Annotated in this window: 11 protein-coding genes; 6 read left to right on the top strand and 5 right to left on the bottom strand. The window is 72.5% G+C overall.

All coding sequences use genetic code 11. From position 1 onward, the window contains the following. Positions 1–18: 18 nt before the first annotated feature. Both IF28_RS0133420 and rpsA read right to left on the bottom strand, forming a co-directional pair. Positions 19–957, bottom strand: coding sequence for a PAC2 family protein (locus IF28_RS0133420; RefSeq protein ID WP_030228494.1), 939 nt, complete (start codon positions 955–957; stop codon positions 19–21). Positions 958–1,283: 326 nt separating this feature from the next. Continuing rightward, positions 1,284–2,777, bottom strand: a complete 1,494-nt coding sequence (gene rpsA, locus IF28_RS0133415) for a 30S ribosomal protein S1 (RefSeq protein WP_030228486.1) — start codon at positions 2,775–2,777, stop codon at positions 1,284–1,286. A 371-nt stretch (positions 2,778–3,148) separates the two neighbouring features. On the opposite strand from rpsA, the gene IF28_RS0133410 reads away from it, so the two are divergent. Both IF28_RS0133410 and IF28_RS0133405 read left to right on the top strand, forming a co-directional pair. Beyond that, positions 3,149–3,961: a class I SAM-dependent methyltransferase gene (locus tag IF28_RS0133410; protein ID WP_106982196.1), complete on the top strand. Its 813-nt coding sequence runs from the start codon at positions 3,149–3,151 to the stop codon at positions 3,959–3,961. Positions 3,962–3,965: 4 nt separating this feature from the next. Further along, positions 3,966–6,704, top strand: a complete 2,739-nt coding sequence (locus tag IF28_RS0133405) for an ATP-dependent RNA helicase (RefSeq protein ID WP_030228481.1) — start codon at positions 3,966–3,968, stop codon at positions 6,702–6,704. Positions 6,705–6,720: 16 nt separating this feature from the next. Here the strand turns inward: IF28_RS0133405 and IF28_RS0133400 are convergent, their stop codons facing one another. Beyond that, the gene (locus IF28_RS0133400; protein WP_030228478.1) at positions 6,721–8,526 is read right to left on the bottom strand and encodes a lytic transglycosylase domain-containing protein; all 1,806 of its coding nucleotides are present in this window, start codon (positions 8,524–8,526) and stop codon (positions 6,721–6,723) included. A gap of 279 nt (positions 8,527–8,805) precedes the next feature. Between IF28_RS0133400 and IF28_RS0133395 the strand changes: the two genes are divergently transcribed. Beyond that, positions 8,806–9,660 carry a DUF4184 family protein gene (locus tag IF28_RS0133395; protein WP_030228474.1) on the top strand — a complete coding sequence of 285 codons (855 nt, stop codon included), beginning with the start codon at positions 8,806–8,808 and terminating at the stop codon, positions 9,658–9,660. Here the strand turns inward: IF28_RS0133395 and IF28_RS0133390 are convergent. Further along, on the bottom strand, positions 9,584–9,934 hold the full coding sequence (locus IF28_RS0133390; RefSeq protein WP_199809076.1) for a hypothetical protein: 351 nt from the start codon (positions 9,932–9,934) through the stop codon (positions 9,584–9,586). The genes IF28_RS0133395 and IF28_RS0133390 overlap by 77 nt on opposite strands. A gap of 146 nt (positions 9,935–10,080) precedes the next feature. Beyond that, positions 10,081–12,804, bottom strand: coding sequence for a DNA polymerase I (gene polA / locus IF28_RS0133385; protein ID WP_030228468.1), 2,724 nt, complete (start codon positions 12,802–12,804; stop codon positions 10,081–10,083). 304 nt (positions 12,805–13,108) lie between these two features. Here polA and IF28_RS0133380 point away from each other — a divergent pair, with 304 nt between their 5' ends. The 3 genes from IF28_RS0133380 (at position 13,109) to IF28_RS0133370 (ending at position 16,384) form a co-directional block, all read left to right on the top strand. Further along, positions 13,109–15,388 carry an FdhF/YdeP family oxidoreductase gene (locus IF28_RS0133380; RefSeq protein ID WP_030228465.1) on the top strand — a complete coding sequence of 760 codons (2,280 nt, stop codon included), beginning with the start codon at positions 13,109–13,111 and terminating at the stop codon, positions 15,386–15,388. Positions 15,389–15,439: 51 nt separating this feature from the next. After that, entirely contained in the window at positions 15,440–15,922 is a 483-nt protein-coding gene (locus IF28_RS0133375; RefSeq protein WP_030228462.1) for a PaaI family thioesterase, read from the top strand. 75 nt (positions 15,923–15,997) lie between these two features. Continuing rightward, positions 15,998–16,384 (top strand): hypothetical protein, encoded by a 387-nt coding sequence (locus tag IF28_RS0133370; protein WP_030228459.1) that lies wholly within the window; start codon positions 15,998–16,000, stop codon positions 16,382–16,384. Positions 16,385–16,523 lie beyond the last annotated feature (139 nt).

Genomic DNA, 16,523 nt, shown 5'->3' with positions numbered 1-16,523 from the left:
GGGACAGCCTAGGGGGTGTCAGCCGTCGCCCTCCCGCTCGGCCAGGAAGCGTTCGAACTCGCGGCCGATCTCGTCGGCCGACGGAATCTCCACCGGCTCGGCGAGCATGTTGCCCCGGGTCTCCGCGCCCGCCGCGGCGTCGTACTGGTGCTCCAGGCCCTGGATGAGGGCGGTGAGCTCGTCGTCGCCCTGCTGGATCTGGCGGTCGATCTCGTTCTGGGTGCGGTGGGCGTCGGTGCGCAGGGAGTGCGCGACGCCGGGCAGGACCAGTCCGGTCGCGGCCGTGATGGCCTCCAGGGCGGTCAGTGCCGCGTCCGGGTACGGGGAGCGGGCGATGTAGTGCGGCACGTGGGCGGCGACACCCAGGACGTCGTGCCCGGCCTGCATGAGCCGGTACTCGACGAGCGCCTCGGCGCTGCCCGGCACCTGTGCCTCGTCGAAGGCGCTGCCGGCCACCGGGACCAGATCGGCGCGGTTGCCGTGCGGGGTGATGCCGACGGGGCGGGTGTGCGGGACGCCCATGGGGATGCCGTGGAAGTTCACCGACAGGCGTACGCCGAGCCGCTCCACGATCTGCTGGACGGCGGCGGCGAAGCGCTCCCACTCCACGTCCGGTTCGGGCCCGGAGAGCAGCAGGAAGGGCGCTCCGGTGGCGTCCTGGACGAGACGCACCTCGATGGCGGGCACCTCGTAGTCGCTCCACCGGTCACGGGTGAAGGTCAGCAGCGGCCGCCGGGCGCGGTAGTCGACGAGCCGGTCGTGGTCGAAGCGGGCGACGACCTGGTGGGGCAGTGTGTCGAGCAGCTGGTCGACGATCTGGTCGCCGGTCTCCCCCGCGTCGATGTATCCGTCGAAGTGGTAGAGCATGACAAGTCCGGCCGACTCCTGGGCCAGCGCCATGTCGACGACGCCGAGCCCCTTCGGCTCCCATGCGTACAAACCCTGCGGATCAAGCACAGTGACCGCTCCTCCTCGTGTCCGTACACAACAACGTGGCACCCCCCACTGACATTCCCACCGAGACCGACTCCCGGAGGGAACACGAGCGCTGGACACTTCCCGCCGGGAAGCACAACGGCTCCCCACCACGGGCACGGGCGCACTTCTGATCCGGGGGCGGGCAACTCCCCAAGGGGCGCGGGGTTGTATCGATATGCGGCTCCGCCGCGCGGGCGCGAGAGGCCCCCACCGGCCGGCAGCCGGCCCACGACCCCGGTCGGGGCAGCACTGAGGGGCCGCACCTCACAAGGTACGGCCCCTCAGTCAACTGCTAGGAGCGAGCGTCAGCTCTGCCCACCCGCCAGCTTCTCGCGCAGAGCGGCAAGCGCCTCGTCCGAAGCGAGCGCCCCGGACTGGTCGCCACCCTCGGAGGAGTACGAACCGCCACCGGACGCGGCCGGAGCGGCGGCCTCGCCACCCTCGGCGGCAGCCTTCTCGTCCGCCTCGCGGGACTTGATGACCTGCGCCTGGTGCTGCTCGAACCGCTGCTGCGCCTCGGCGTACTGGGTCTCCCACGCCTCGCGCTGGGTCTCGTAGCCCTCGAGCCAGTCGTTGGTCTCGGGGTCGAAGCCCTCGGGGTAGATGTAGTTGCCCTGGTCGTCGTAGGACGCGGCCATGCCGTACAGGGTCGGGTCGAACTCGACCGCCGACGGGTCGGCACCGAAGGCCTCGTTGGCCTGCTTCAGCGAGAGGCTGATGCGGCGGCGCTCGAGGTCGATGTCGATGACCTTGACGAAGATCTCGTCGTTGACCTGGACGACCTGCTCCGGGATCTCCACGTGGCGCTCGGCCAGCTCGGAGATGTGGACCAGACCCTCGATGCCCTCGTCCACGCGGACGAACGCACCGAACGGAACCAGCTTCGTGACCTTGCCGGGCACGACCTGGCCGATCTGGTGGGTGCGGGCGAACTGCTGCCACGGGTCTTCCTGCGTCGCCTTCAGCGACAGGGAGACGCGCTCGCGGTCCATGTCGACGTCGAGGACCTCGACGGTGACTTCCTGGCCGACCTCGACAACCTCGGACGGGTGGTCGATGTGCTTCCAGGACAGCTCGGAGACGTGGACCAGACCGTCGACGCCACCCAGGTCCACGAAGGCACCGAAGTTGACGATCGAGGAGACGACGCCGGAACGGACCTGACCCTTCTGGAGGGTGGTGAGGAACGTCTGGCGCACCTCGGACTGGGTCTGCTCCAGCCAGGCGCGGCGGGACAGGACCACGTTGTTGCGGTTCTTGTCCAGCTCGATGATCTTCGCCTCGAGCTCCTTGCCCACGTAGGGCTGGAGGTCGCGGACACGGCGCATCTCGACCAGGGAGGCCGGGAGGAAGCCGCGGAGGCCGATGTCGAGGATGAGACCACCCTTGACGACCTCGATGACGGTACCGGTGACGATGCCGTCCTCTTCCTTGATCTTCTCGATGGTGCCCCAGGCGCGCTCGTACTGGGCGCGCTTCTTCGAGAGGATCAGGCGGCCTTCCTTGTCCTCCTTCTGGAGAACAAGGGCTTCGATCTCGTCACCGACGGCGACGACCTCGTTGGGGTCGACGTCGTGCTTGATCGAGAGCTCGCGGCTCGGGATGACACCTTCGGTCTTGTAACCGATGTCGAGCAGGACCTCGTCCCGGTCGACCTTCACGATGACGCCGTCGACGATGTCGCCGTCGTTGAAGTACTTGATCGTCTCGTCGATCGCGGCGAGGAAGGCTTCCTCGTTACCGATGTCGTTGACCGCAACCTGCGGGGTGGTGGCGGTGGTCTCGGTGCTGCTCGTCATGTGGGAAAGGGCTCCGGTACGGACAGTGAGTCGTAGGTACTGCTTGCGCCGGGAGCCCGTTTCGCTCTGTAGAAGCCGGACAGCCAAGGAAGCGCCCCACCTGGAAAAATCCGGTGATGCGCCTCGACAACCGAGGGGACATACAACAGATGCGAGCGCAGCCTGCTACGTCTGAGGTGCGCAGGCCCGCAGCGCAACTTGTAGCATACGGGGGCAGCCGGGCAGGGTCAATGCGCGAAGCCGCCCACCCGGGGCGGATCGCCGCATAACCGGCACAACTGCGGTCTCCCGAGGCCACGCAGGGGCGATGAAGACCCCTTTCGGCGACACACCGGGGACCGACTGGACGGAAGAGTACGACGAGGGAGCCGATCATCCAAGAGCCCGAAGCGCCCGAACCGGAGGCGACCCGGCGGCAGGCCGGTGTCACGGAGAGCTCCCGCGCCAACCGGGGCTGGTGGGACCGCAACGCGGACGAGTACCAGGTCGAGCACGGCACGTTCCTCGGCGACGACCGCTTCGTGTGGGGCCCCGAGGGCCTGGACGAGGTGAAGGCGGAGCTGCTCGGGCCGCCGGAGGAGCTGAAGGGGCGGGACGTCCTGGAACTGGGGGCGGGCGCGGCGCAGTGCTCGCGCTGGCTGGCCGGGCAGGGGGCGCGGCCGGTGGCCCTGGACATCTCGCACCGGCAGCTGCAGCACGCGCTGCGGATCGGCGGACCGTTCCCGCTCGTCTGCGCGGACGCGGGCGCGCTGCCGTTCGCCGACGCCTCGTTCGACCTGGCCTGCTCGGCGTACGGGGCGCTGCCGTTCGTCGCCGATCCGCGGCTGGTGCTGCGCGAGGTGCGGCGGGTGCTGCGGCCCGGCGGCCGGCTGGTCTTCTCGGTCACGCACCCGATCCGCTGGGCGTTCCCGGACGAGCCCGGCCCGGAGGGACTGAGCGTGGCCGCGTCGTACTTCGACCGCACGCCCTATGTGGAGCAGGACGACGCGGGCCACGCGGTGTACGTGGAGCACCACAGGACGCTCGGGGACCGGGTCCGGGACGTCGTCGCGTCGGGATTCCGGCTGGTGGACCTGGTGGAGCCGGAGTGGCCGGCCTGGAACACCTCCGAGTGGGGCGGCTGGTCGCCGCTGCGCGGGAACCTGATCCCGGGCACGGCGGTCTTCGTGTGCGTACGGGACTGAGTGCGTGATCCGTCACGACGCCCTGGACGCCCTTCCCGTACGTGAGGCCCTGCCGGGGCTGACCGGCGCGCTCGACGCGCACGGCACCGCCGTACTGGTGGCGCCGCCGGGTACCGGCAAGACGACTCTGGTGCCGCTCGCGCTGGCCGGGCTGCTCGGGGACGGACCCGCGCGGCGGGTGGTGGTCGCCGAGCCGCGGCGGATCGCGGCCCGCGCGGCGGCCCGGCGGATGGCGTGGCTGCTGGGCGAGCGGGTCGGCGAGTCGGTCGGTTTCACCGTGCGCGGGGAGCGGGCGGTGGGGCGGCGCACACGCGTGGAGGTCGTCACGACCGGTGTGCTGCTGCAGCGTCTGCAGCGCGACCAGGAGCTGTCCCGGGTGGACGTGGTGGTGCTCGACGAGTGCCACGAGCGGCATCTGGACGCGGACACGGCGGCGGCGTTCCTGTGGGACGTGCGCGAGGCGCTGCGTCCGGAGCTGCGGCTGGTGGCCGCGTCGGCGACGACGGACGCGGAGGGCTGGGCGCGGCTGCTGGGGGACGCGCCCGTGGTGGAGGCGCGCGGGGCCGCGTTCCCGGTGGACGTGGTGTGGGCGCCTCCCGCGCGTGCGGTACGGCCGCCGCACGGGACGCGGGTCGATCCGGCGCTGCTGACGCATGTGGCGTCGGTGGTGCGGCGGGCGCTGGCGGAGCGGGACGGGGACGTGCTGGCGTTCCTGCCGGGGGTCGGCGAGATCGCGCGGGTGGCCGGGCAGCTGGGGGGCCTCGGGGACGTCGATGTGCTGCAGGTGCACGGGCGGGCCCCCGCCGCCGTGCAGGACGCGGTGCTGGCGGCCGGGCAGCGGCGCCGGGTGGTGCTGGCGACCTCGGTCGCGGAGTCGTCGCTGACGGTTCCCGGGGTGCGGGTGGTCGTGGACTCGGGGCTGGCGCGTGAGCCGCGCGTGGACCACGCGCGGGGGCTGAGCGCGCTGACGACGGTACGGGCGTCCCGTGCGGCGGGGATCCAGCGGGCGGGGCGGGCCGGGCGTGAGGCGCCGGGTGCCGTGTACCGGTGCTGGGCGGAGGCGGAGGACGCGCGGCTGCCCCGGTTCCCGTCCCCCGAGATCAAGGTGGCCGATCTGACGGCGTTCGCGCTCCAGGCGGCCTGCTGGGGCGATCCGGACGCCTCCGGGCTGGCCCTGCTGGATCCGCCGCCGGGCGGGGCGATGACGGCGGCCCGCGCGGTTCTGACGGCGATCGGCGCGGTGGGGCCGGACGGGCGGGCCACGGAGCGGGGCGTCCGGCTGGCCCGTCTCGGCCTGCACCCGCGTCTGGGCCGCGCCCTGCTGGACGCGGCCCCGGCGGTGGGCCCCGGCCTCGCCGCCGAGGTGGTCGCCCTGCTCTCGGAGGAACCCCCGCGCGAGTACGGCGACGACCTCACCGCCGCCCTGCGCACCGCGCGACGCGGCGGCGACGCGTACGCCACACGGTGGCGCACGGAGGTCCGCCGCCTGCGCGGGCTGGTGCCGGGGGCGCCGGGCGGTCCCGCGGACGCCCCCACGCCCGGGCGGGCCCCCGAGCAGGCGGAGGGGGCCCGGACACCGGCGGACGGCGTCATCCGGACCGCCGCCGGTCCGGACACACCCGCGTCAGCCACCGGGGACGCGCCCGCACGGCCCCGTGGACACGCGGCGGACGACGCCACGCACACCCCGCAGGCGCCCGCCCCGGAGGGCTCCGGTGCCCCGCGGGAACCGGGTGGGAGCCCGGCGGGCTCCTGGGCAGCCGTGCGCGGGGAGGATGCGCGGGCCGGGCTGGTCGTCGCGTCGGCGTTTCCGGAGCGGGTGGGGCGGGCGGACGGGGGGTCGTATCTGATGGTGGGTGGGACCCGGGCCGAGGTGACGGGGGGCGGTGGGCTGCGGGGAGCCGAGTGGGTCGCCGTGGCCGTGGCCGATCGGCCCGTGGGACGCGGGCACGCGCGCGTGCGGCTGGCGGCCGTCGTCGACGAGGAGACCGCGCGGCTCGCGGCGGGGGCGCTGCTGGAGTCGCGTGAGGAGGTGGGCTGGGCCGACGGTGACGTCCTCGCGCGGCGCGTCGAACGGCTCGGGGCGGTGGAGCTGGCCGTGCGGCCGCACACCGGCGCCGACCCCGCCCTCGTACGGGGGGCGCTGCTGGACGGGCTGCGGCGGGACGGGTTCGGGCTGCTGCGGTGGCCGGCCGGGGCCGCGGTCCTGCGGCAGCGGCTGGCCTTTCTGCACGGCCGGCTCGGTGCGCCGTGGCCCGATGTCTCCGACGAGGCGCTCCACGCGCGCGTGGACGAGTGGCTGGAGCCGGAGCTGGGCCGGGCCCGGCGGCGGGCCGACCTCGCGCGGATCGACGCCGGACAGGCGCTCACGCGGCTGCTTCCGTGGGCCTCCGGGGAGGCCGCGCGGCTCGACGAACTCGCCCCCGAGCGGATCACCGTACCCAGTGGGTCCGGAATCCGGATCGACTACTCCGACCCGGAGCGGCCGGTGCTCGCCGTGAAGCTGCAGGAGATGTTCGGCCTCCAGGAGTCGCCCCGGGTGGCCGGGGTGCCGCTGCTGGTGCATCTGCTGTCCCCGGCCGGGCGGCCCGCCGCCGTGACCGCCGACCTCGCCTCGTTCTGGCGGGACGGCTACAAGGGCGTGCGGGCCGAACTGCGCGGGCGCTACCCCAGGCATCCGTGGCCGGAGGATCCGGCCACCGCCGAGCCGACGCGGCACACCAACGCGCGGCTCGGGCGGTGATCCGTTCCGCCCGAGGTCAGGCGGCGGGGCTCTCCGACGGGTCGGTGGACGGGTCTGCGGACGGGTCGGTGGACGGGTCGGTGGACGGGTCTGCGGACGGGTCGGTGGACGGGTCCGGGGTCTCCGGCTCGTCCGCCTTCTTCACGGTCAGCGCGACCGTCGTGGTCGCCCCGCCCGCGGTGGTGACGCGGAGCAGGAACGTGCCCTCGGTTTCGTCCGCGTACAGCTGAGGCAGCTTCAGCAGCCCGTTCGCGTCCGTCGTCAGACTCCAGGTGCGGACGGCGTTGCCGTCGGCGTCCTTGAAGTAGGGGCCCTTGTCGCTCGGCGTTCCGGCGAGGACCGAGTCGACGATCATCGCGGTGGCGGCGACCTTGTCGGCGGCTTCACCGCGGTACGTTGCCTTGAACTCGACCGCGTCCGCGAACGCGCCGCCCGGGGTGCAGGTGAGCGGCGTGTCGGCGGTGCGGACGAGGGAGTCGGCGGCGCGCTCGGTGACCGTCGCCTTGTAGGAGACGCCCTTGACCGTACGGCCGGCCACGGTGGCCTGGACGGTGACGGCGCCGGTCTGCTCGCCCGCCTGGAGCGCCGGGGCGACGGCCACGCCCGAGCTGTCGGTCATGACGGTGGCGACGCGTTCGCCGCCGGTGAAGGTGGTGTCGGTGTCGCCGGCGATCGTGAAACGGATCCGTACCTTGGCCACCGTCCTGCCCGCGTCCGTCTCCGCGCGGGCGCTCATCCGCTCGGTGAACGTGTCGCCCGCCATCGCGGTGAACTGCGCGACGCCCGCGTTCTCGAGGTGGTCCACCGTGTCCGTGGGGGTGGGCGGTGTGGTGGGCGGCTTGGTGGGCGGCGTGGTCGGGGTGCCGGGGGCGGTGGGCGGCTTGGGGCTCGGGCTGGAGCCGGGCGGCTTCGTGCCGGGAGTCGGCGTCGTGCTGTGCTCCGGCTGTGGCTTGGGTGCCGCGCTCGCGGACGGCGGCACCGTGACGCGGTCGCTGCGGTCCGTGGGCAGGGTGCCGGTGCCGTCCGGGATCTCGTGCGTTCCCCTGCGGTAGTACTCCAGCCACGACATGACGGTGTTGAGGTACTCCGTCGAGTTGTTGTAGCTGAGGATCGCCCTGTCGAGGTCGTCCTGGACCGACAGGTCCCAGCCGTTGCGGCACAGGTAGTGGCCGGCGGCGAGGGCGGCGTCGTAGATGTTGTTGGGGTCCTCGCGGCCGTCGCCGTTGCCGTCGCGGCCCGCCCACGCCCAGGTGGAGGGGATGAACTGCATGGGGCCGACGGCCTGGTCGTAGGTGCTGTTGCCGTCGTAGGCACCGTTGTCGGTGTCCTTGATGAGGGCGAAGCCGTTGCCGTCGAGCTGGGGGCCGAGGATGGGCGAGAGGGTGGTGCCGTCGGCGTCGACGCGTCCGCCGCGGGCCTGGCCGGACTCCACCTTGCCGATGGCGGCGAGCAGTTGCCAGGGCAGGTTGCAGCCCGGCTTCTTCTCCCGCAGCGTCGCCTCGGCCTGCTTGTAGGCGTCCAGGACGGTGGCGGGGATACCGGCCTCGGTCACCCCTGACGTGTCGATCCCGGTGCCCGCGGACGGGGAGGGGTTGGGGCTCTTGAGCGGCGGCAGGTCCGTGTAGTACGGCGAGTCGCCGGTCGCGCCGTCTCCGTCGGTGGCCCCGTCGGGCGTGGACGTGGCGTCCGAGGTGGTCTGCCCGCCGGCGCTGTCGGTCGTCGCGCCGGGGGCCTGGGAGGCGGCCAGCGCCGCCACCGCCGCCGCGGCCACGGCGGTGGTGGTCACTCCCTTGCGCAGCCTTCTGCCGAATTGCGCCGCCATAGAGTGAACCCCTCCCGTGGACGTCGTGGCGTCCGTCAGCCTGTGTTGTGTTCGCACTGGTGTGACGATCTTCCCGCCTCCGCCGGTTGCCCTTCCCCGGACATCCGGCACGACGGCCCTCGCGACCCTACGACAACTTCCTTTGGCCGGACACCTGTTCCTGACCGATATTCACCGGTTGGCCACGTTCTCGCGTGGCGGGGGAGGCCACCGGGGCGTCCCGCATACTGGGCTCGCCGATCGGGGGGGGCCGGTCAACCACTTTCAGGAGGAGTCGAGTTGCCGTTCACGCTCAGCCATGCGGCGGCGGTGCTGCCCGCCGTACGCACCGACGGGAGCGGTCGTGGGCCTCTGGTACCCGCCGTACTGGTCGCGGGCAGCTTCGCTCCCGACATGACCTATTACGCGGCGAGTGTCCAGTCGGGGGCGATGGAGTTCGGCGACGTCACCCACGCGTTCCGGGGGGTGTTCACGGTCGATGTGGTCATCGCCTGGGCGCTGGTGGGGCTGTGGCTGCTGGTGCGCGAACCGCTGGTGGCGTTGTTGCCGTCGGCCTGGCAGGGGCGGACGGCGGTGCTGCTGCGCTGCGGGACGCCGCGGGCGCGGGTACGGCCGTCGCTGGTGGCGCGCTGGTACGTCTCCGCCGTGCTGGGGGCGTTGACGCATGTCGTCTGGGACGCGTTCACACATCTCGACCGGTGGGGGATGCGGGTCTTTCCCGTGCTGGGCGAGGAGGTGGCGGGGTCCCCGCTGTACTGGTATCTGCAGTACGGCGGTTCGGCGGTGGCCGCGGTCGTGATCGCGCTGTTCGTGGCGCGGGCGCTGCGGCGGACACCGGACGGCGCCGGGTCCCCGGGCGTTCCCCCGCTGTCCGCCGGGGACCGGTGGTGGGCGCTCGCGCTGCTCGGCGGGTGCGCGGCGGTGGCCGCGGTGCAGCGGGCCGCGCTGTGGTGGGCCTACTGGGGGTCGGCCGCGAAGCCCTGGGAGCTGATCCCCACCGTGTGTTTCGGCGCGGGTGCGGGACTCGTGCTGGCGCTGCCGGTGTACGCGGTGGCCGTCAGGGTGTGGCGTCCGGCCACGGCGGTCCCTGCGGACGGCGGTACACGGCGGCCGAGCCGTACGGGCGCACGCTGAGCGTGTCGCTCGCCGCGACGAACACGGTCACGGTACGGACCGGGCGGGGCCGGGGCAGCAGGGTGAGCGCGAGGGTGAGGTAGGCGCGGGCCAGCTCGGCCCACAGCCGCCACGGCGGCGGCCCGCCCGGGACGCCTTTGGCGGCGCGGCCCGTTCGCCGGCCGCCGTCGGCGGCACGGCGGCCGAGTTCCGCCGTCGCGTTCCGCAACGCGGTGGCGACGCCGCCCGGGGTGCGGGCGGTACTCGCGGCGGCCTCGACGATGCGTATAGCCATGCTCTGCATGGTGACCGGCCCTTGCCGTGGCGGCGCTTTCGTGGGGGCCACGCGGGTGAAGGGTGGCGGACCCGGGGGCTGTGCCCCCGGACCCCCCTGTCGGCCCTTCGGGCCTCGTCCTCGAACGCCGGACGGGCTGCATACCGCTAGTGCGCCGCCGACTCCCAGTCCGGGCCCGCGCCCACGGAAACGCCCAGAGGGACGCGGAGTTCCACCGCGGACGCCATTTCGCGCCGGACCAGGTCCTCCACCGTGGCGCGCTCGCCGGGGGCGAGTTCCAGGACGATCTCGTCGTGGACCTGGAGGAGCATGCGGGAGCGCAGGTCCGCCTCGCGCAGGGCGCGGTCCACGTTCAGCATGGCGATCTTGACGATGTCCGCCGCCGTGCCCTGGATCGGCGCGTTCAGCGCCATGCGCTCCGCCGCCTCGCGGCGCTGCCGGTTGTCGCTGTTGAGGTCCGGGAGGTAGCGGCGGCGGCCGAAGAGCGTCGCCGTGTAGCCGGTCGCCCTCGCCTCGTCGACCACCCGGCGCAGATAGTCCCGTACGCCGCCGAAGCGCTCGAAGTACGCGTCCATCAGGGCACGCGCCTCGGCCGCCTCGATGTTCAGCTGCTGGGACAGGCCGAAGGCCGACAGTCCGTACGCCAGGCCGTACGACATCGCCTTGATCTTGCGGCGCATCTCCGCGTCCACCGCGGACTGCTCCACGGAGAACACCTGTGCGGCCGCCGTGGTGTGCAGGTCCTCGCCCGAGGTGAACGCCTCGATGAGGCCGGCGTCCTCGGAGAGGTGGGCCATCACCCGCAGTTCGATCTGGCTGTAGTCGGCGGTGAGGAGCGACTCGAAGCCCTCGCCGACCACGAAGCCACGGCGGATGGCGCGGCCCTCGTCCGTACGGACCGGGATGTTCTGCAGGTTGGGGTCGGTGGAGGACAGCCGGCCGGTCGCGGCGACCGTCTGGTTGAACGTGGTGTGGATACGGCCGTCCGCGGCGATCGTCTTGATCAGGCCCTCGACCGTGACGCGCAGCTTCGCCTGTTCACGGTGACGGAGCATGATCACCGGCAGTTCGCTGTCGGTCTGGGTGGCGAGCCAGGCCAGGGCGTCGGCGTCCGTGGTGTAGCCGGTCTTCGTCTTCTTCGTCTTCGGCAGGGACAGCTCGCCGAAGAGGACCTCCTGGAGCTGCTTGGGCGAGCCCAGGTTGAACTCGTGCCCCGCCGCCTCGTGCGCCTCCTTCACCGCCTGCTGCACGGCGCCGGCGAACATCTGCTCCATGGCCTGGAGGTGCTCCCGGCCGGCCGCGATGCCGTGCCGCTCCATACGGGCGAGCAGGGCGGACGTCGGCAGCTCCATGTCGCGGAGCAGGTCCGCCGCGCCCACGTCCGCGAGGCGGCCCTCGAAGGCCTCGCCCAGGTCGAGGACGGCGCGGGCCTGCACCATCAGCACCTCGGCCTCCGCGCTGTCGTCCGCGCCGAAGGCCAGCTGGCCGTCGGGCGCGGCGGCGGGCGCCAGCTCGCGGTGCAGATACTCCAGGGACAGCGCGTCCAGGTCGAAGGAGCGGCGGCCCGGCTTCACCAGGTAGGCGGCGAGCGCGGTGTCCATGGTGACGCCCTCGATGGTCCAGCCGTGCTCGGCGAAGACCCGCATCGCGCCCTTGGCGTTGTGGAACACCTTGGGCCGGTCCGCGTCGGCGAGCCAGTCCGCGAACGCCCGCTCGTCGGCCTCGTCCAGCTCGGACGGGTCGAACCAGGCGGCCGGTCCGGCGGACGTCGCCAGGGCGACCTCGGCGACGGAGCCGGTGCCGAGACCCCATGTGTCGACCGTGGCCACGCCGAGGGGGCCGGCGGCGTGCTCGGTGAGCCAGCCGGTCAGCTCGCCGGTCCCCAGCACCGCGCCGTCCAGCTCCACGCCCTCCGCGACGACCGGGGTGGACTCGGCCTCCTCCCCGCCCGGGTCGACGGCGAAGAGCCGCTCCCGCAGCGACGGGTTCCTGATCTCCAGGGTGTCCAGGACCATCGCCACGGCCTTGCGGTCGTAGGCGGCGCGCTCCAGCTCGGGGACGCCCCGGGGCAGCTCGACCCCGCGCTCCAGCTCGGTGAGCCGGCGGTTGAGCTTGACCGACTCCAGGTGGTCGCGCAGGTTCTGCCCGACCTTGCCCTTGACCTCCTCGACGCGCTCGACGAGCTCGGCGAAGGAGCCGAACTGGTTGATCCACTTCGCGGCGGTCTTCTCGCCGACGCCGGGGATGCCGGGCAGATTGTCCGACGGGTCGCCGCGCAGGGCGGCGAAGTCCGGGTACTGGGCCGGCGTCAGTCCGTACTTCTCGACGACCTTCTCCGGGGTGAACCGGGTCAGCTCGGAGACGCCCTTCGTCGGGTACAGCACCGTGGTGTGCTCGGAGACCAGCTGGAAGGAGTCGCGGTCGCCGGTGACGATCAGCACGTCGAAGCCCTCGGCCTCGGCCTGGGTGGCGAGGGTGGCGATGACGTCGTCGGCCTCGAAGCCCTCGACGGCGAAGCGCTCGGCGTGCATCGCGTCGAGGAGCTCGCCGATCAGCTCGACCTGGCCCTTGAACTCGTCCGGGGTCTTGGAGCGGTTCGCCTTGTACTCGGTGAACTCCTCCGAGCGCCATGTCTTGCGGGAGACGTCGAAGGCGACGGCGAAGTGGGTGGGGGCCTCGTCACGGAGTGTGTTGGCCAGCATCGACGCGAAGCCGTACACGGCGTTGGTCGGCTGGCCCGTCGCGGTGGTGAAGTTCTCCGCGGGCAGCGCGAAGAATGCGCGGTACGCGAGGGAGTGCCCGTCCATGAGCATCAGGCGGGGGCGGGGGTCGCCGGGGGTCTGGTCGGTCTTCTTCGCTGTCTCTGCCACGTGTCCGATCCTCCCATGCGGCACTGACAGCCGGGGGCGGGCGGTGGGGGCAGGGGGTGGAGTTGGTTCGCCCCCTCCGCCCCTTCGCGTCCCGTCCCCGGGGGGCTGTGCCCCCGGACCCCCTTCGGCCCCGACGCAGCACCTCGCCTTCACACGCCGGACCGGCTGGGAGTGCAGGTCCCGTCCCCGAATGCCGGACGGGCTGTGAGGGTGCGGGCCTCCTGCTTCAGGCTGCGGGCGGGCTGAGGGAGCATGACAGGATCGGAGGTCCCCCTCATACGTGTATGTGGAACAGGAGTGCGTGATGGCAGCGAAGCCGCCCAAGAGTGATCCGGTTCAGGACGCGCCGCAGGTTGCCGAGCCGAAGCACGTGGCCGCGGGGCTGCCGGCGGTCGGTCACACCCTGCGTATGGCGCAGCGGCAGATGGGCGTGAAACGGACCGCCCTGACACTGCTCAGCGTGAATCAGAAGGACGGCTTCGACTGCCCGGGGTGTGCCTGGCCGGAGCCGGAGCACCGGCATCGCGCGGAGTTCTGTGAGAACGGTGCGAAGGCCGTGGCCGAGGAGGCCACCCTGCGCCGGGTCACCCCGGAGTTCTTCGCGGCGCACTCCGTCGCGGACCTGGCCGGCCGCAGCGGTTACTGGCTGGGGCAGCAGGGCCGGCTGACACACCCCATGTACCTGCCCGAGGGCGGCGAGCACTACGAGCCGGTCACGTGGGAGCGGGCCTTCGACATCGTCGCCGAGGAGATCGCCGCGCTCGGCTCCCCGGACGAGGCCGTCTTCTACACCTCGGGGCGCACCAGCAACGAAGCCGCCTTCCTGTACCAGCTGTTCGCCCGGCGTCTGGGCACCAACAATCTGCCCGACTGCTCCAACATGTGCCACGAGTCCTCCGGCTCGGCCCTGTCGGAGACGATCGGCGTCGGCAAGGGCAGCGTGCTGCTGGAGGACCTGTACAAGGCCGATCTGATCATCGTCGCGGGGCAGAACCCCGGCACCAACCATCCGCGCATGCTGTCCGCGCTGGAGAAGGCCAAGGCGAACGGCGCGCGGATCATCAGTGTCAACCCGCTGCCCGAGGCGGGCCTGGAGCGCTTCAAGAACCCGCAGACCCCCAAGGGGCTCACCACGGGCGCCGCGCTGACCGATCTGTTCCTGCAGATCCGTCTCGGCGGCGACCAGGCCCTGTTCCGGCTGCTGAACAAGCTGATCCTCGAGACCCCCGGCGCGGTGGACGAGGAGTTCGTACGCGAGCACACCCACGGCTACGAGGAGTTCGCCGGGGCCGCGCGGGACGCCGACTGGGACGGGACGCTCACGGCGACCGGTCTCACGCGCGGGGACATCGAGGAGTGCCTGCGGATGGTCCTCGCCTCCGAACGCACCATCGTGTGCTGGGCGATGGGCCTGACCCAGCACAAGCACTCCGTGCCGATGATCCGGGAGATCGTCAACTTCCTTCTGCTGCGCGGCAACATCGGCCGTCCGGGCGCGGGCGTCTGCCCGGTGCGCGGCCACTCCAATGTGCAGGGCGACCGCACGATGGGCATCTTCGAGCGGCCCGCTCCGGCGTTCCTGGACGCCCTGGAGAAGGAGTTCGGCTTCGCTCCCCCGCGCGAGCACGGCTTCGACGTCGTACGGGCCATCCGGGCGCTGCGCGACGGCATGGCGAAGGTGTTCTTCGCCATGGGCGGCAACTTCGTGTCCGCCTCCCCCGACACCGAGGTCACCGAGGCCGCGATGCGCCGGGCCCGGCTGACGGTGCACGTGTCGACGAAGCTGAACCGTTCGCACGCCGTCACGGGCGCGCGTGCGCTGATCCTGCCGACGCTGGGCCGCACCGAGCGCGATCTGCAGGGCGGCGGGGAGCAGTTCGTGACGGTCGAGGACTCGATGGGCATGGTGCACGCCTCGCGCGGACGCCTGGAACCGGCGGGTCCGCGGCTGCTGTCGGAGCCGGCCATCGTGTGCCGGCTGGCCCGGCGGGTGCTCGGCGAGGACGACACGGTGCCGTGGGAGGAGTTCGAGAAGGACTACGCGACGATCCGGGACCGCATCGCCCGCGTGATCCCCGGTTTCGAGGACTTCAACGCGCGCGTGGCACGCCCCGAGGGCTTCGCGCTCCCCCACGCGCCGCGCGACGAGCGCCGCTTCCCCACGGCCACCGGCAAGGCCAACTTCACGGCGGCGCCGGTGGAGTACCCGGAGCTGCCGAAGGGGCGGCTGCTGCTGCAGACGCTGCGCTCGCACGACCAGTACAACACCACGATCTACGGCCTCGACGACCGCTACCGGGGCATCAGGAACGGCCGTCGGGTGGTGCTGGTGAACCCGGAGGACGCGAGGGAGCTGCGGCTGGCCGACGGCAGTTACGTCGATCTGGTCGGTGAGTGGAAGGACGGGGTGGAGCGCAGGGCACCCGGTTTCCGCGTCGTGCACTATCCGACGGCGCGGGGCTGTGCGGCGGCGTACTACCCGGAGACCAACGTCCTGGTGCCGCTGGACGCCACCGCGGACACCAGCAACACCCCGGCCAGCAAGTCGGTCGTGGTGCGTCTGGAACAATCGGCGGCCGACTGAGCGTTTGCTTAGCAGACCGCCGTACCGACGCACGACGAAGGAGCCGGGCCCATGGGCGAGCAGCAGCAGGTGAAGTTCCCGCAGGGGGTCATCGACGAGTACGCCGCACTCGGGGTGGACCTGCCGGCGCTCTTCTCGGCGGGTCATCTGGGCACGCGCATGGGCGTGCAGATCCTGGAGGCGTCGGCGGACCGGGTCGTCGGGACGATGCCGGTGGAGGGCAACACCCAGCCGTACGGGCTGCTGCACGGCGGCGCGTCCGCCGTGCTCGCGGAGACGCTGGGGTCGGTGGGGTCGATGCTGCACGGTGGCAGCTCCAAGATCGCCGTCGGTGTCGACCTCAACTGCACGCATCACCGCGGCGTCCGCTCCGGCCTGGTGACCGGCGTCGCCACCCCGGTCCACCGGGGCCGGTCCACGGCGACATACGAGATCGTCATCACCGACGAGGCGGACAAGCGGGTGTGCACCGCCCGTCTGACCTGCCTGCTCCGCGACCTCCGCCCCGGCGACGGGGAACAGGCCGCGGGCTGACGGCCGTCGGGGGTGCGGGGAGCGTCCGCCCGCACCCCCGTTGCCGTGGGGCGGCGGCCGCCCTACGGTGCGGGCATGGGACGAGCAGGGGCCGCGCGGGCGTGCCTCCCGGCGGTGCTCGTGGCGGGCCTCATGGTGACCGGCTGCGACGCCTCCGCTCCCGGAGGGCGGGCCGGCTCCACCCCGCCGTCACCACGCACCGCGTCCGACGAGGAGCTGTGCGTGAGGCTCGTCGGGTACTGGTCCCGCGAGGCCCTGGAAGGCGACGGCTACGGCGACTACCAGTCCATGGGACTGTCCAACGGTCAGTACGACATCCTGCGCGCGGCCGTGGCCGCCGCCCGCCCCGTCGAGAGGCGTCAAGGGATGCAGGCCGCACGGGAGTTGCTGGACCGTCAGGTACGCACGGGATGCGCCGGCCGGTATCGCGGCGGCGGACCGACGGGCGGACCGTGGCAATGAGCCCCATCCCACCGGCCCGTTGAGGAAAACCGCAGGCCAACACCCCTGGAACGGCAATCCGGAACGCCACATTCCATGTCCGGTCCGGCTGGAAACCCCTCCTTTACGTGGCTATTACACGGAATTCGCCCGCGGCCCC

The sequence above is a fragment of the Streptomyces sp. NRRL WC-3626 genome (assembly GCF_000718785.1).
GTDB lineage: Bacteria > Actinomycetota > Actinomycetes > Streptomycetales > Streptomycetaceae > Streptomyces > Streptomyces edwardsiae.
Note: the sequence above shows the minus strand (reverse complement) of the source record. Positions and strands in the feature narration are given on the sequence as shown.

Coding starts and splice junctions, on each gene's coding strand:
- rpsA (WP_030228486.1), bottom strand. CDS start 2,777: ATGACGAGCAGCACCGAGACCACCGCCACCACCCCGCAGGTTGCGGTC.
- IF28_RS0133400 (WP_030228478.1), bottom strand. CDS start 8,526: ATGGCGGCGCAATTCGGCAGAAGGCTGCGCAAGGGAGTGACCACCACC.
- IF28_RS0133390 (WP_199809076.1), bottom strand. CDS start 9,934: ATGGCTATACGCATCGTCGAGGCCGCCGCGAGTACCGCCCGCACCCCG.
- IF28_RS0133380 (WP_030228465.1), top strand. CDS start 13,109: ATGGCAGCGAAGCCGCCCAAGAGTGATCCGGTTCAGGACGCGCCGCAG.
- IF28_RS0133375 (WP_030228462.1), top strand. CDS start 15,440: ATGGGCGAGCAGCAGCAGGTGAAGTTCCCGCAGGGGGTCATCGACGAG.
- IF28_RS0133370 (WP_030228459.1), top strand. CDS start 15,998: ATGGGACGAGCAGGGGCCGCGCGGGCGTGCCTCCCGGCGGTGCTCGTG.